Annotated in this window: 17 protein-coding genes, 1 tRNA gene, 1 pseudogene and 1 riboswitch; of the genes and pseudogenes, 15 read left to right on the top strand and 4 right to left on the bottom strand. The window is 59.1% G+C overall.

Annotated elements, in window-relative coordinates; translation table 11 throughout:
• Positions 1–6: 6 nt before the first annotated feature.
• Positions 7–129 (bottom strand): annotated as a pseudogene (locus HQ945_RS22870) (BA14K family protein); the annotation flags it as partial.
• A 352-nt stretch (positions 130–481) separates the two neighbouring features.
• Between HQ945_RS22870 and HQ945_RS10620 the strand changes: the two are divergent.
• The 11 genes from HQ945_RS10620 (at position 482) to HQ945_RS10570 (ending at position 9306) form a co-directional block, all read left to right on the top strand.
• On the top strand, positions 482–1597 hold the full coding sequence (locus HQ945_RS10620; RefSeq protein WP_113280305.1) for an endonuclease/exonuclease/phosphatase family protein: 1116 nt from the start codon (positions 482–484) through the stop codon (positions 1595–1597).
• Between the two features lie 3 nt (positions 1598–1600).
• Positions 1601–2314, top strand: coding sequence for an NUDIX hydrolase (locus tag HQ945_RS10615; protein ID WP_091922205.1), 714 nt, complete (start codon positions 1601–1603; stop codon positions 2312–2314).
• Positions 2315–2439: 125 nt separating this feature from the next.
• Positions 2440–3357 (top strand): PhzF family phenazine biosynthesis protein, encoded by a 918-nt coding sequence (locus HQ945_RS10610; RefSeq protein WP_113280306.1) that lies wholly within the window; start codon positions 2440–2442, stop codon positions 3355–3357.
• A gap of 115 nt (positions 3358–3472) precedes the next feature.
• Positions 3473–3548: transfer RNA gene (locus HQ945_RS10605), tRNA-Lys, on the top strand.
• A gap of 86 nt (positions 3549–3634) precedes the next feature.
• Positions 3635–3979: a RidA family protein gene (locus HQ945_RS10600; RefSeq protein ID WP_027231836.1), complete on the top strand. Its 345-nt coding sequence runs from the start codon at positions 3635–3637 to the stop codon at positions 3977–3979.
• A gap of 240 nt (positions 3980–4219) precedes the next feature.
• Entirely contained in the window at positions 4220–4492 is a 273-nt protein-coding gene (rpsU, locus tag HQ945_RS10595; RefSeq protein WP_027231835.1) for a 30S ribosomal protein S21, read from the top strand.
• A 195-nt stretch (positions 4493–4687) separates the two neighbouring features.
• Positions 4688–5254, top strand: coding sequence for an NADPH-dependent FMN reductase (locus tag HQ945_RS10590; protein WP_113280307.1), 567 nt, complete (start codon positions 4688–4690; stop codon positions 5252–5254).
• Positions 5255–5304: 50 nt separating this feature from the next.
• A riboswitch (TPP riboswitch) is annotated at positions 5305–5423 on the top strand.
• A 147-nt stretch (positions 5424–5570) separates the two neighbouring features.
• On the top strand, positions 5571–7373 hold the full coding sequence (thiC, locus tag HQ945_RS10585) for a phosphomethylpyrimidine synthase ThiC (protein WP_113280345.1): 1803 nt from the start codon (positions 5571–5573) through the stop codon (positions 7371–7373).
• Positions 7374–7376: 3 nt separating this feature from the next.
• Positions 7377–8336 (top strand): glycine oxidase ThiO, encoded by a 960-nt coding sequence (gene thiO / locus HQ945_RS10580; protein ID WP_027231832.1) that lies wholly within the window; start codon positions 7377–7379, stop codon positions 8334–8336.
• On the top strand, positions 8333–8530 hold the full coding sequence (gene thiS / locus HQ945_RS10575) for a sulfur carrier protein ThiS (RefSeq protein ID WP_027231831.1): 198 nt from the start codon (positions 8333–8335) through the stop codon (positions 8528–8530). The genes thiO and thiS overlap by 4 nt, the downstream gene beginning before the upstream one ends.
• Before the next feature lie 2 nt (positions 8531–8532).
• The gene (locus HQ945_RS10570; protein ID WP_027231830.1) at positions 8533–9306 is read left to right on the top strand and encodes a thiazole synthase; all 774 of its coding nucleotides are present in this window, start codon (positions 8533–8535) and stop codon (positions 9304–9306) included.
• Between the two features lie 16 nt (positions 9307–9322).
• Here HQ945_RS10570 and HQ945_RS10565 read toward each other — a convergent pair whose 3' ends face one another.
• Positions 9323–9772: an RrF2 family transcriptional regulator gene (locus HQ945_RS10565; protein WP_027231829.1), complete on the bottom strand. Its 450-nt coding sequence runs from the start codon at positions 9770–9772 to the stop codon at positions 9323–9325.
• Between the two features lie 306 nt (positions 9773–10078).
• Between HQ945_RS10565 and HQ945_RS10560 the strand changes: the two genes are divergently transcribed.
• The 4 genes from HQ945_RS10560 to cysW all read left to right on the top strand — a co-directional run bounded on the left by HQ945_RS10560 (position 10079) and on the right by cysW (position 13300).
• A complete protein-coding gene (locus HQ945_RS10560) occupies positions 10079–10270 on the top strand; it encodes a hypothetical protein (protein ID WP_027231828.1) in 192 nt (63 codons plus the stop codon).
• A gap of 221 nt (positions 10271–10491) precedes the next feature.
• Entirely contained in the window at positions 10492–11499 is a 1008-nt protein-coding gene (locus HQ945_RS10555) for a sulfate ABC transporter substrate-binding protein (RefSeq protein WP_027231827.1), read from the top strand.
• 99 nt (positions 11500–11598) lie between these two features.
• Complete coding sequence (gene cysT, locus HQ945_RS10550) at positions 11599–12441, top strand: sulfate ABC transporter permease subunit CysT (RefSeq protein WP_174208072.1); 843 nt, start codon at positions 11599–11601, stop codon at positions 12439–12441.
• 130 nt (positions 12442–12571) lie between these two features.
• Positions 12572–13300, top strand: a complete 729-nt coding sequence (gene cysW, locus HQ945_RS10545; protein ID WP_425500650.1) for a sulfate ABC transporter permease subunit CysW — start codon at positions 12572–12574, stop codon at positions 13298–13300.
• Positions 13301–13311: 11 nt separating this feature from the next.
• Here cysW and HQ945_RS10540 read toward each other — a convergent pair whose 3' ends face one another.
• Together HQ945_RS10540 and HQ945_RS10535 are read right to left on the bottom strand one after the other, a co-directional pair.
• Entirely contained in the window at positions 13312–13872 is a 561-nt protein-coding gene (locus HQ945_RS10540; protein WP_027231824.1) for an alpha/beta hydrolase, read from the bottom strand.
• Between the two features lie 159 nt (positions 13873–14031).
• Positions 14032–14982 carry a lysylphosphatidylglycerol synthase domain-containing protein gene (locus HQ945_RS10535; RefSeq protein ID WP_113280308.1) on the bottom strand — a complete coding sequence of 317 codons (951 nt, stop codon included), beginning with the start codon at positions 14980–14982 and terminating at the stop codon, positions 14032–14034.
• Positions 14983–15014: the final 32 nt, after the last annotated feature.

Below are 15014 nucleotides of genomic sequence, written 5' to 3'. Positions count from 1 at the left end.
CTGCAACTACAAATCGCATTGCCGCCGCGGTGCGTTATATGGCTGGAACGTGTTGTCGGAAGGGCGGTACGACTGGTAGCGCGCGCGGCACCGTTCGACCTGGCTCGGTCCGGACGGCCCGACCGGACGGCGAACGCGAAAATCGTAGCAGCGCGACGAACCGGTACAATCAGGCGAGGCAATATTCGCAGGCGAACCATTCTTGAGGATGATCGGCTGGCGCGGGATGACGTCGAGGCCACGCGGCGCCGGGCGATAGGTCTGCACTTCCTGTGCTGATGCGACGCTCATCGAGATCGGCGCGGCGAGGCAGATGGCAAGGGCAATTGCGAGGTTTTTCATTTGTCCGGTCTTTCCATTCGCATAACAATATAGGAGCGAAGCGCCACGATAGCCACTGGTGGTCATCGCCGAACCCGATTAGGTTTCCTAAAAAGCAACGTTGCTTTGTACCGAATGGTTTCAACCTGGACCCCTCCGCATGCCCGTCCGCATCGCTACCTTCAATGTCGAGAACCTGATGAGCCGGTTCGATTTTTCCGGCTTCCGCAACAATCTCAACATGGATCGTTCGCTCCAGCTCTTTCAGATTCAGGACGAGGCGCAGTTCAGGCAGCTCGAACAGGCCCGCGCCATTGCCCATGCGGACGATACGCGCCAATTGACGGCGCTGGCGATTGCCGAAACCCATGCCGACATATTGTGCCTGCAGGAGGTCGACAATATCGGCGCACTGAATGCTTTCGAGTTCGGCTACCTGTTCAAGATGGTGGGCGAGGGCTACCGCCACAAATACATGGTCGAAGGCAATGACAGCCGCGGCATCGATGTCGCCGTGCTCCTGCGCGACCAGACCCGCTATGGCGAACCGATAGAATTCGTTTCCATGACCAGCCACGCGCATGTGACCTATGACGATTTCGGGCTTTACGATCCGCAGCTCGGCCTCGTCGGGATCACCGCCAATGAGCGCATTTTCAAGCGCGACTGCCTGGAGATCGATGTGCGCATCGCCGGCAAGCCGCTCAGCCTCTTCGTCTGCCATTTCAAGTCGATGGGATCGCCGCGCAATGGTCTCGACGGGCGAACCTCGACCATGCCGGTGCGTCTTGCAGAGGCGAAGGCCGTGCGGCGCATCATCAGTGACAAGTTTGCGGCAAGCGGCGGCCCGGCGGACAAGCACTGGTTGATCTGCGGCGATTTCAACGATTATCGCGAGCGGGTGGTGATCGGCGGCGATTCCATGAGCGGCTATACGTTTGCTCCGGTCAACGACCCGGCCAGCTGTGTCGATGTCCTGCTCGAAGGCGGCTTCTGCGAAAACCTGGTGGAGAGGCGGCCGATCATGGACCGCTGGACGCTTTATCATACGCGCGGCCCGCAGGAACGGCATCTTTGCCAGCTCGACTATATCCTGGCCTCGCCGGAGCTTGCCCGTTCCAACGGCAAGGTTCTCCCCGACATCATCCGCAACGGCCAGCCGCACCGGACAATCTTTCCGCCCGGCCAAGAGGTCGATCGCTTTCCACGCACTGGCTGGGACCGGCCCAAGGCCAGTGATCATTGCCCGGTGGCAGTTACTCTCGATATGGTTTGAACGATGCTGGATATTCCGGAAGGTGCGGTCATTCCGCTGAAGAGCGCGACCGTGCGCATCGACGGCGCACCCCTTGCCTATGAATTGCAGAACAGCGCGGATATTGCGGCAAACTGGTCGCGCGCGACCGCCGACAACCCGGCCTTGTTCAATGGTCCTTTCTTCATGGCGGAGGAGGCGTCAGTTGCGGGTGGCGATTTCCGCGCACGATATCACCGCACGCGCTTTGCAACGATGATGCACTGGAAGGGCAATGCGTCTGTCGAAAAGCCCTGGCACATTTTTGGCGTGGGCGTCATCGTTTCCAGCGACAACAGGTTGATCGCCGGCCGTATGGCGCCTTCGACGTCGGCCGCGGGCCGCATCTATTTTCCAGCCGGATCCTTCGACGAGGACGATGTCGTCGGCGACCATATCGATATTGACGGCAATATGATGCGTGAAGTCGAAGAGGAAACCGGCATTGATCTTTCGCGGGCGGCAAGCAGGGACAATGCCATTTATCTCGTAACCGTGAACCGCAGCATTGCGCTGTTCCGCCGCCACTTTTTCGATCTGACCGCCGCGACCATTCTCGATCGCATCCGCGCGCACATTGCCTCGGAAAACGATCCGGAACTCGATGATATCGTTGCGATTTCCGGCGCCGGTGCAATGCGCGAGGCGACGCCGCCGACATTCCGCGCCTTTGCAGACTGGCACTTCGACCGGTCTTGAGCTTGCGCCGCAAGAGCGTAAGCTTTCAGGCCTCGGACCCGCCCAGAATGTAACCGTCACAAGCTTTGGCTTGAATGGGCGGGACCATCCACTAATTTCTGCGCATTCACGCGGGGAGAACGCAAATGGCTGGTCGGAGCTACGAAGTCTACGACGTCTTTACGGACAAGGTACTGGCGGGAAATCCCTTGGCTATCGTCCACGATACCGATGGACTCGACAGCGAGGCGATGCAGAAGATTGCGCGGGAGTTCAACCTTTCCGAAACGGTGTTCGTGCTTGCGGCCAGGAACCCGGCACATACGGCCTGGGCGCGTATCTTCACACCGGACTATGAGATGCCGTTTGCCGGTCATCCGACCGTGGGCACGGCGATTTCGCTGGCGCAACGACGCTTTGGCGCCGTCGAGGAGGATCAGGACGCGCTGATCATTCTTGAGGAGCAGGTTGGCCCGGTGCGCTGCGGCGTCCGCCTTACCGCGAGCGGTGCTTTTGCGGAGTTCGACCTGCCGAAGCTTCCCGTGCAGATACCCTACAATTACGACAGGATCGCAATTGCCAACGCGCTGCGGCTCGAACCGCGGGAGATCGGCTTCGAAAATCATGTGCCGAGCATCTGGGACGCGGGCGTGCCATTCATGATGGTCCCGGTCCATGGTCTCGAATCGGCTGGCCGCATCCGTATCAACCAGACGGCTATGAAGGATGTTGCCCCGACCATCGGGCATCGCCAGTTGCCGGTCTACTGCTATTGCCGCGAAACTATCCTGCACGATAGCCATTTTCATTCGCGCATGTTCGTCAGCGATGACGGCACCTACGAGGATCCTGCGACAGGCTCGGCGACGGCTGCCTTTGCCGGCGCCATCCACGCCTTCGACAGGCCGCTCGACGGAGTGCTGCGGCTCTCGATCGAACAAGGCTACGAGATGGGCAGGCCGTCGCGCCTGCAACTGGAACTAGATATTGCCGAGGAGAAGCTCCTCGGCGCGCGTATTGGCGGTTCGGCGGTCAAGATCGCGGAGGGCCGTCTTTTTGCTTGATATGCTGCCTTGCGCTGTTCCTGTGCGCGGCCGTCATAAAGTTTTCAAGAAGGGCTGGACAGGCAGGAAATGCCCCGTTATAGAGCCCTCACTTTCGGTCGTCACAGCGGCTGACGGGCACATAGCTCAGTTGGTAGAGCAGCTGACTCTTAATCAGCGGGTCGTAGGTTCGATCCCTACTGTGCCCACCATTCTTTCGAAAAAAGGGCCGCATGGCCCTTTTTTCATGCACGCGAGGCAGGCTCAACCTGCCGGCAAACGCTAGAGGAGACTTCCCATGAGCATCCGTCGTATTGAAGTTGGTCCACGCATGAGCCAGGCCGTTATCCATGGCAACACGGTATATCTCGCCGGCCAGGTCGGTGGCCCGGGCAAGAGTGTTACCGAGCAGACCAAGGATGTGCTTGCGGCCGTCGATCGCCTGCTCAAGGAAGCCGGCACCGACAAGTCGAAGCTGCTCCAGGCCATTATCTGGCTCGACGACATGAAGGACTTCAGCGAGATGAACGCCGTGTGGGATAGCTGGGTCGATCCGGCCAATACGCCCGCGCGCGCGACCGGCGAAGCCAAGCTCGCAACGCCCGAATACAAGGTCGAGATCATCGTCACCGCCGCTCTCTGATTCGGTTTGGCGCACGTCAAAGTGCGTTATTCTTGAAGCGGTTGTCACCATCCTGCCGTAAAAGGCGGTTTCTTTGCAGCAAAGCCCGAGTAAATTGCTCGGGCAGGCTGGATTTTTGGCGCGGAAATGCATAAAGTCCGCGCTTCTCCGGATTGCCACAGGGGCAATTCTTCAAACGCTTGTCTGATTGTAGCCAATTGCTATTGCGCAAGACGAGGCAAGCATGGGTAAGGAAAACGATTGCAAGTACTCGTTCGAGACAACAATGTTGAACAGGCCCTCCGGGTCCTGAAGAAAAAGATGCAGCGGGAGGGTCTCTTCCGCGAAATGAAGGCGCGCCAGGCATTCGAAAAGCCGTCCGAGCGCCGTGTCCGTGAAAAAGCTGAAGCCGTCAGCCGCGCCCGCAAGGCAGCGCGCAAGCAGGCACAGCGCGAAGGTCTCCTGCCAGGACCGAAGAAGAAGGAACGCCCGCCGCGTCCGAATGGCAATAGCGGTGGCGACTTCAACCGATAGTCGGTGACCGCCCGTCCGGTCATTTTTATAGCGAGAAAACCCGCACGGCCTTGCCGGGGCGGGTTTCGTTTTTCCTGGCCCTGAATGGTCGGCCGGGATCATCCCTTGGGCGGTTTCCAGAAAGTGCCTCCTTGCGCGGCCTAATAGCCTGCCTATTCATGCGGGCATTCAGTCATGCATCATGGAGACAAGCATATGGCGCTCAAGCTCAACATTATCATTGCCAGCACACGCCCCGGTCGTGGCGGTCCGGCAGTCGCAAAGTGGTTTCATGAATTTGCCAGCTTGGATGCCCGGTTCGAAACCGCGCTGATCGACCTTGCCGAGATAAACCTGCCTCTCCTTGATGAACCGCATCATCCCCGCATGCAGAAATATGAAAAGGCTCATACCAAGCGTTGGAGCAGCCTCGTCGATGCGGCAGACGCAACCGTTTTCGTTACGCCGGAGTATGATTATTTCGCTCCGCCATCGCTCATCAACGCTTTGATTTACCTGTCGAAGGAGTGGAATTACAAACCGGCCGGATTTGTCAGCTATGGCGGCGTATCCGGCGGCATGCGCTCGGTCGAGTCGGTAAAAGGGCTGGTTGCGGGCTTGCGCATGATGCCGATTCCCGATGGCGTTGCAGTGCATTCGTATCAGCAGTTCATCGATGATGAGGGCGTCTTCCAGCCCACCGAATCGATGACGGGCAGCGCGGCAACAATGCTGGCGGAGCTTGCCAAGTGGGCAGAGGCCCTGAAGCCGCTGCGCACCTGACCTGACGTATTGACCCGCTTGACAACAGCGTTGCAGGCGGGTCTCTTAGAGACATTCACCAGGGGGGTCCCGACAAGGGGCTGAGATACTGCTGGCCATCGGCAAGCGCAGTGACCCGTTGAACCTGATCCAGTTCATACTGGCGTAGGGACGGTGCAAAAGTCTGCGCGGGCCAGGGATCTCCTGTTGTAGTTCGCACAAGCCTTTCATCCTTCCGGCACAGAACTGGGTTTCGCGCCTGCATGGCCATAATGGCGTGCGGGCAATTTGAACTGGCGGGCGTTTTTGAGCGTTCGCGGAGCAAAGGAACCTGATGATGACCGCAATTACTCCAATCGTTTCGACCGGCGCGCTCCCGGCATCGACCAAGGTCTACAAGGCCGGGCGCATATACGCTGATTTGCGCGTACCGATGCGCGAAATTGCCGTGCATCCGACGGCGGGCGAGCCCAATATCACCGTCTATGATGCGTCCGGCCCCTATAGCGATCCGCTCGTGACGATCGATATTGCGCAGGGCCTGCCACGCATGCGGGAGGCCTGGCTTGAGGCGAGGGGCGACACGATTGTTTATGACGGCCGCCACGTTCTCCCCGCCGATAATGGCTTTGCGACCGGTGAGCGTCTGACGCCGGCTTTCTCCGGCCTCAGCAGGCCACGCAGGTCCAGGGACGGCCGTGCGGTTACCCAACTCGCCTATGCGCGGGCAGGGATCGTTACGCCGGAGATGGAGTTTGTCGCCATTCGCGAAAACCTTGGCCGCGAGGCGGCGAGGAGCGCGTTGGTACGCGACGGCGAATCCTTCGGAGCGGCAATACCGGACTATGTGACGCCCGAATTCGTGCGCGACGAGATCGCGCGGGGCAGGGCGATCATCCCTGCCAATATCAACCACCCCGAACTCGAGCCGATGATCATCGGCCGCAATTTCCTCGTCAAGATCAATGCCAATATCGGCAATTCCGCTGTCACCTCTTCGATGGCCGAGGAGGTCGAGAAAATGGTCTGGGCGACGCGCTGGGGCGCGGATACGGTCATGGACCTTTCGACCGGGCGCAATATTCACAATATCCGCGAGTGGATCATCCGCAACGCGCCAGTGCCGATCGGCACGGTTCCGCTCTATCAGGCGCTGGAAAAGGTGGGCGGTATCGCCGAGGATCTGAGCTGGGAGATTTTCCGCGATACGCTGATCGAACAGGCGGAACAGGGCGTCGACTATTTCACCATCCATGCCGGGGTGCGGCTTCATTACATCCCGCTCACCGTCAACCGGGTGACCGGCATTGTCTCGCGCGGCGGCTCGATCATGGCGAAGTGGTGCCTGCATCACCACAGGGAAAACTTCCTTTACGAGCATTTCGCGGAAATCTGCGATATTTGCCGCGCCTATGATGTTTCCTTCTCCCTGGGTGACGGGCTGCGGCCTGGCTCGATCGCCGATGCCAACGATGCGGCGCAATTTGCCGAGCTCGAGACGCTCGGCGAACTCACCCGGATCGCCTGGGCCAAGGATTGCCAGGTGATGATCGAAGGGCCCGGCCACGTGCCGATGCACAAGATCAAGGAGAACATGGACAAGCAGCTCGCCGTTTGCGGCGAGGCTCCATTTTATACGCTCGGACCGCTTACGACAGACATCGCACCCGGCTACGATCACATCACCTCCGGCATCGGCGCAGCAATGATCGGCTGGTTCGGCACAGCAATGCTCTGCTACGTCACACCCAAGGAGCATCTCGGCCTGCCCAATCGGGACGACGTCAAGGTCGGCGTCATCACCTACAAGATCGCCGCCCATGCGGCCGACCTTGCCAAGGGTCATCCGGCGGCGAAACTACGCGACGACGCGCTGTCGCGGGCGCGTTTCGAGTTCCGCTGGGAAGACCAGTTCAACCTGTCGCTCGATCCCGAAACCGCGCGCCTCTACCACGATGAGACACTTCCGAAAGAAGCGCACAAAGTGGCGCATTTCTGCTCGATGTGCGGGCCGAAATTCTGCTCGATGCGCATTTCGCACGACATCAGGGCGGAGGCGCAGAAGGAAGGCATGGCGGCGATGGCGGCGAAATTCCGCGAGGGCGGCGATCTCTATATGCCGCTGGAAAATGGCGGCTGATTCATGGCGGTGCTTGTCAAAGGCGCTGGCGTTGCCGGCCTGGCGGTTGCGCATGAACTGATGGTGCGCGGTATCGAGGTGACCGTGGTCGATCCTGCGCCCGGAGGCCTAAGGGCCGCATCCTGGTATGCCGGCGGCATGCTCGCGCCCTATTGCGAAAGGGAAAGCGCCGAGCAGGCTGTCGTCGAGCTTGGACGAGGGGCAGCCGATTGGTGGGAGGAGGCACTGCCCGGCAGCGTGACCCGGAACGGCACGCTGGTCCTCGCCCCGGCACGCGACCATAAGGAACTCGACCGTTTTGGGGCGCGCACGTCCGGCTTCGAAATGATCGATGAAGGAGAGATTGCGGCGCTTGAGCCCGACCTTTCCGGCCGCTTTCGCAAGGGGCTTCACTTTCCCAGCGAAGCGCATCTCGATCCTCGCCACGCGCTGGTCGTTCTTGCGGCAAAGCTTGCCGCCTGCGGTGTCTGTTTCGAAACCGATCTGTCGGCCCCGTCGGACTTCGATTGGACCATAGAATGTGTCGGACGCGCGACGCAGGACGAGAACATTCGCGGCGTGCGCGGCGAAATGCTGCTGTTGCGCACGCCGGATGTTGCCCTGTCACGGCCGATACGGCTCATTCATCCACGCTTTCCCGTCTACATTGTGCCAAGGGCAGGACAGACCTTCATGGTCGGCGCAACGATGATCGAAAGCGATGCGACCGGGCCGATTACGGCGCGCTCGATGATGGAACTGCTGAATGCTGCCTATAGCCTCCATCCAGCCTTTGGCGAGGCTGAGATCGTGGAGACTGGAACCGGTATCCGGCCGGCCTATGCCGACAACCTGCCGCGCGTCGTCCGCAACGGCAATGCAATCAGCATCAATGGACTTTTCCGCCACGGTTTCCTGCTTGCTCCCGCCATGGCGCGGCAGGCTGCGGACATGATTTTCGATGAAAGGAACAAGGCGCAATGAAACTCATCGTCAATGGTGAAACGCGTGAGGTCGGGGCGCAATTCCTCAACGCGCTGCTGAGCGAGCTGGAGTTCGAGGGTGAATGGCTGGCGACAGCGCTGAATGGCGAACTCGTCCGCTCGGCCGAGCGCGCGGACTGCGCGCTCCGGGAGGGGGACCGCGTCGAAATTCTGACGCCGCAGCAGGGAGGCTGACCATGCTTACGCTTTACGGCACCGAACTTCATTCACATTTGCTGCTCGGAACCGCGCAATACCCATCGCCGGCAATTCTGCTCGACGCCATTAAGGCCTCAGGCACCGGGGTCGTCACGGTTTCCTTGCGCCGCGAAACGGCGGGTGGCAGTTCCGGTGAAAGGTTCTGGTCGTTGATCCGCTCGTCCGGCGTGCGCGTGCTGCCGAATACGGCCGGCTGCCATTCGGCGAAGGAAGCGGTGCTGACGGCGCAAATGGCGCGTGATCTCTTCGCCACGGATTGGATCAAGCTCGAAGTCATCGGCAACCACGACACGCTGCAACCGGATGTTTTCGCCCTGGTCGAGGCCGCGGGTATCCTCAGCAACGAGGGATTCAAGGTCTTTCCCTATACGACCGACGACCTTGTCGTCGCCGGGAGGCTGATCGATGCCGGCTGCGAGGTGCTGATGCCGTGGTGCGCTCCGATCGGCTCGGCGCAAGGCCCGCTGAACCTGCATGCGCTGCGCTCGCTGCGCGGTCATTTTCCGGAGGTCCCGTTGATTGTCGATGCCGGCCTCGGCCGTCCGTCGCATGCGGCGACCGTGATGGAACTCGGCTTTGATGCGATTCTGCTCAACACGGCCGTGGCGAAGGCAGGTGATCCGGTGGCGATGGCCGGCGCCTTCGCCAAGGCGACGGAGGCCGGCTACGCCGCATTTCGCGCCGGCATGCTCGAGCCGCGCGATGTTGCCGTGCCGTCAACGCCGGTGATCGGCAAGGCAGTTTTTGGCTAGCAAACGCCTCGGCCAGTCAGCTATCGAGCAAGGCTGCGACGTTGTGGTTTTCGCCGTAGACGAGGCAATCGGCAATGGTTGTCTTGTCGAGGACGCCCCGCGTCACATTGGCCACCTCGTTGAAGACATGGCGAATCTCGCAGGTCGCTTCGCTGGCGCAATCCTCGCAGCGGCGATAGGCGATCTTGCTGAGGCAGGGGAGTGGCGCAATCGGTCCGTCGATGAGCCTCAGCACTTCGCCGAATGTGATGTCCTCCGCGGATTTCAGTAGCAGATACCCGCCCATCTTGCCGCGACGGCTCATGACGATGCCCTGACGCTTCAGATCGAGAAGAATCTGCTCGAGGAACTTCTTTGGGATGTTCTGTTCTTCGGCGATGTCGGAGATAAAGAGCGCTTTCTCAGCATCCGCCCTGGCGAGCACGACAAGAGCCCGCAGTGCGTATTTGGCTTTTTGCGATATCATTTTCTCTGCCTGACCACCGTTTCAGCTGCAGTCATAGTCCGTCGCATACCATTTTCCAGTGTAGAAGTGTTAAAAATCTTAAGTTTTTTTGCGGCGGAGGAATGGCTTAAAAATGGCGTGTAAGGCGCTGAAAAATAAGAATTCATTAAGATATTTGCCTCTTTGCCGAAGACAGCTTCACACGATTGATACACGATTGAACCGGTAGAGATTATTGACAAATGATTTCAAGCCGTCATCATCAGCTATCGGTTGACCCCAAAAGGCAACTGCACTCTGCAACCGAAACCATTCTCGGAGGTCGCGATGTACAGTGAAGTATCGAGCATTTTCAATCGGGCCGAACGCTTGTGGCGCGACGTATTTACAGCAGAAACGCTGGAGCTGGATACCGGCGACTCCAAGAAGCGCGACTGCGATGAAGCGTCCGCCAAGCGCCATCGCAATTGGACGGAAGAAGACTTTCTCTGGTGCTGGCAGCATCGCGGTTTCTGGTAATCGCGGGCATATCCGGCGGTCGGAGCGACGCGCTGCAGGCAGTTGCTCCGCGCCACAATAGTTGTAGAATTTGGTTTCATTTATTGCATTAACAATAGAACAAAAGTCCTTCCGCGTCGGGCCCGCTCCGGCCATTCTGGCAAAAATTGCCCATCTTGAACCAGTGTGGCAATGGTCATCATTGCCGGTGCGTTCGCTCCCGGCCTGTGCGGGAGTTTTCCATGAAAAGACTATTGGTTTTGACGGCTGTGGCGCTCGGCCTCAGCCTTAATGCGGTGAAAGCGGCTGACGAGCCGAGCGAAATCCTCAACGTTTCCTACGATATTTCGCGCGAACTCTACGAGCAGATCGACAAGGCGTTTTCCGCTGCCTACAAGAGCGAGAAGGGCAAGGACATCACCGTCAACCAGTCGCATGCCGGTTCGTCCAAGCAGGCGCGCTCGATCCTTGAAGGGCTCGACGCCGATGTCGTGACCTTCAACCAGGTCACCGACGTTCAGGTCCTGCACGACAAGGGCAACTTCATTCCTGCCGACTGGCAGTCCCGCCTGCCGAATAATTCCTCGCCCTATTACTCGCTTCCCGCCTTCCTCGTTCGGGCGGGAAATCCCAAGAACATCAAGAACTGGGATGATCTTGTGCGCGACGACGTCAAGGTCGTGTTTCCCAACCCCAAGACATCGGGCAATGCGCGTTATACCTATCTGGCTGCCTACGCCTATGCGCTCGAAGCCAACAACAAGGATGAAGCGAAAGCGCAGGAGTTCGTCAAGAAGCTGTTCGCCAATGTGCCGGTTTTCGACACGGGCGGCCGCGCGGCAACGACGACCTTTGCCGAGCGCGGCATTGGCGATGTGCTGATTACATTCGAGGCGGAAGTGCTCGGAACGCGCAAACAGCTTGGCGAGGACAAGTACGAAGCCGTGGTGCCGCCGGTCAGCCTCCTTGCCGAATTCCCGGTGACCGTCGTCGACAAGGTGGTCGACAAGCGCGGCTCGCGTGCCATTGCCGAGGATTATCTGAAGTTCCTTTACACACCCAAGGGCCAGGACATCCTTGCCCAAAACTTCAACCGTGTGAACGACGCATCGGTGAAGGCGAAATATGCCGCGCAGTTTCCGGAAACACGGCTCCTGACGGTGGAAGATGTCTTCGGCGGCTGGGACAAGCTTTCGAAGGAGCATTTCTCCGAAGGCGGCATTCTCGACAAGGTGTTCACCAAGCGTTAACCGGACCGGCCAGCATGGCATATGGCGCAGCGGCGATGCTGCGCCATTCTATTTTTAACCACGACTTGCATTCGGACATGCACAGGCTAGAAAGCTGGAATGTCATTGTTTTCAAGGTCTTCTTCGCGCGGAATTCTGCCAGGCTTCGGTCTCACCCTTGGTGTGACCTTGCTCTATTTCGTGGTGATCGTAGCGCTGCCGCTTGTTGCCATGCTCTACAAGTCGGCCAATCTCGGCTTTGCGGACTTCTGGACGATCGTCACCTCGGAAAGAGCGCTTGCCACCTATCGCATCACGGTATCGACGGCTGCGCTGGCAACCCTTCTCAATGCGATGTTCGGCATGCTGCTCGCCTGGGTGCTGGTGCGTTATGAGTTTCCGGGTCGCCGGTTGCTCGATGCCATTGTCGATTTGCCTTTCGCGCTGCCGACTGCGGTCGCAGGTCTTGCCCTGGTCACCGTATTTTCGGCCAATGGCTGGTTTGGGCGCTATCTCGAGCCGCTCGGTATCAAGGTCGCCTATGCGCCTCTCGGCATCGCGCTCGCCATGATGTTCACCAGCATCCCCTTCGTCATCCGTACGGTGCAGCCGGTGCTGGAAGATCTTGCCAGTGACGTCGAAGAGGCGGCGAGATCCCTCGGCGCCTCCAATTGGCAAATATTCACAAGGGTCATCTGGCCGGCAATTTTGCCCGCATTTATAGCGGGTTGTAGTCTGTCCTTCGCGCGCAGCCTCGGCGAGTTCGGGGCGATCGTCTTCATCTCCGGCAACCTGCCTTTTGAAACCGAGGTGATGTCGTTGCTCGTTTTCATCCGGCTCGATGAATATGACTATCCGGCCGCCGCAGCGCTGGCGACAGTGATGCTGGTCACCGCCTTTCTCATGCTCGTCATAACCAACTCGATCCAGTCCTGGCATTTGAGATATGCAGAACGCAACTGAATCCGCGCTGCCCGCGCCGGCCGTCACGGCCTATTCTTCACCCCGGCGCGGCAAGCCAGCGGCGAGCGCAGTCCATCGCGTTCTCATCGGCGCCGCGTTCATCCTTTCGGCGCTTTTCATCGGCGTCCCGATGCTGGTGATCTTCACCTATGCGTTCCGCGAAGGTATGGGCGTCTATTTCTCGCAGATCACGCAGCCGGCGACGCTGCATGCAATCTGGCTGACGGTGCTTACCGCGATCGTGGTCGTGCCTATCAACATGGTGTTCGGCATCTGCGCCGCGTGGCTGGTGACACGGTATCGCTTCCCGGGTCGCCAGCTTCTGATCAGCCTTATCGAGATTCCATTTTCGGTCTCGCCGATCGTTGCCGGCGTGACATATCTGTTTCTCTACGGCAGCCAGGGACTGCTCGGGCCGCTACTCGAAAGTTACGACATCAAGATCATGTTCACCGTGCCGGCGATCTTTCTCGTCAGCCTGTTCGTGACCAGCCCTTTCGTCGCCCGTGAACTCATTCCGCTGATGCAGGCGCAGGGCAGCGAAGACGAAGAGGCAGCCATCACGCTGGGCGCCACCGGATTGCAGACGTTCCGCTATGTGACGCTGCCGAACATCAAATGGGCGCTGCTCTATGGCGCGGTGCTGTGCAATGCCCGCGTCATGGGCGAGTTCGGTGCGGTATCCGTCGTGTCCGGCGCCATTCGCGGTCAGACCAATACATTGCCGCTGCAGATCGAATTGCTGTTCAACGATTACAACGTTACCGGCGCCTTTGCCGCTTCATCGACATTGGCGTTGATCGCAATCGTGACGCTAGTGTTGAAGTACGTGCTCGAACGCAAGCAAAGAGCCGGCTGAGCAAGCCAGGCTCAGGCGGCGCGCTGTGGCCGGTAGTCTCGCTGCGGGCGTCGCAGAGAGTTGGCAAGGACATGGCCGTCGGGCCACGTGCCGAACCCAGCTTCTACATTGATATGGCCGGCATATTGCAGGTCGACAAAACCCGAACCCCAGACGCCGGCAAGGGCTTCCGCCTTCTTGAAGGACATGTAGGGGTCATTGCGGCTGGCAACGACGATCGACGGGAAACCGAGATTGTAGCGGGGCAGGGGCGCGAAACTCGCAAACTTCAAATCCTGCGATGCCATGCGCTCAGCGTCGGCGGGCGCAACGAGTACGGCTCCCGCAATGTGAGCCGCCGAGGGCCGGCTTGCGAGGTGAGAGACGAGAACGCAGCCGAGGCTGTGCGCAACGAGAACCGCATCCGGGGTTTCGGCAAGCTTTGCTTCCAGCACGTGCAGCCACTGTGACAGTACCGGGTTTTCCCAATCGTCCTGCTCGACGAGATGGGCGGTATCATCCTCGGCAAGCCATTGCCTTTGCCAATGGCCGCTTTCGGATCCGCGATATCCCGGAATGATCAATGTCGTCATCGGTGCCACAACTCCCTTGATGCAAAATCGCCTGAAGGAACTCTGATGTGGCCCAAAAATAAGGTTGCCGCGGCAATTCTTGAAGAAACAGCCCACTAAAGAGCCGGCATAATGGGAAAATCTGGCCCTGCAAAACCGCGCTTGTGTGGAAAGCGCCGCTTACGTTTCTCCGTCTTTCTTGTACCAGCGGATGAGAAGCTGGGAGCGTTCGAAATAGAGCACTACGAGCAGCGACAGGGCAAACGGGATCAGGAGATAGAACAGACGGAAGATGATAAGCGCGGCGAGAACGTCGGCATGGTTCATGTCGGGCAAGCCGGTCAGGAATACGAGTTCAAGGACGCCGAGACCGCCAGGCGCATGGGAGATGAGGGCTGCTGAAAACGACACGAGAAAAATGCCGAGGATGATCAGAAACCCGGGATTTCCTTCGGCGGGCAGCGTGAAATAGATGATAGCCGCAGCGCCAATGAGCTCCAGCGGTCCGACGATCAGCTGCTGCGCGACAACCGAGAGACGCGGATATTCGAGCGTGAACTGGCGAATCCGCAAGGGTTTGAATTGCAGCCAGCTGCCAAAGACATAAAGGAGGACGATGGCCAGCGAGCCGTAACCGAGGACATAGCCCACGGAAATCGGCAAATCCGCGTTGAACCGCTGAAGTATTTCCGGCTCGATCAAAAGCACGAAAGCACTGAGCGTCAGTATGCCGAGCATGAAAGTGAAGGAGCAGAAGGCAATCAGCAATGCGATTTCAGACCCGCTCATCCCTTGCGAGGAATAGGCGCGATAGCGAACGACGGCTCCTGAAAGCACCGACGCGCCGATATTGTGAGACAGCGCATAGGTTGTGAAGGAACATAGCGCGATAAAGAGCCACGAAATCTTGCGGCGAAGATGCAGGAGCGCCACGCGGTCGTAGCCGGCGAGGGCCGCGTAGGCGGCAAGCGAGGACAGCGCGGCGAGGACCCAGCGATGCGGAGGAATTGCGTATATGCTGTCGATTACGTCATCCAGCGAGATGCTCCGCAACTCCTTATAGAGGAGCCATACGGAAATCCCGACGGCAGCCAGTCCGACAACCGGCCATACATAATCCTTCAGCTTCATACTCGGTCCTGCCCACTCATGCCGGTCGCTTT

Source organism: Phyllobacterium pellucidum (assembly GCF_013327855.1).
Lineage (GTDB): Bacteria > Pseudomonadota > Alphaproteobacteria > Rhizobiales > Rhizobiaceae > Phyllobacterium > Phyllobacterium pellucidum.
This window is presented reverse-complemented; position numbering and strand designations above follow the sequence as displayed.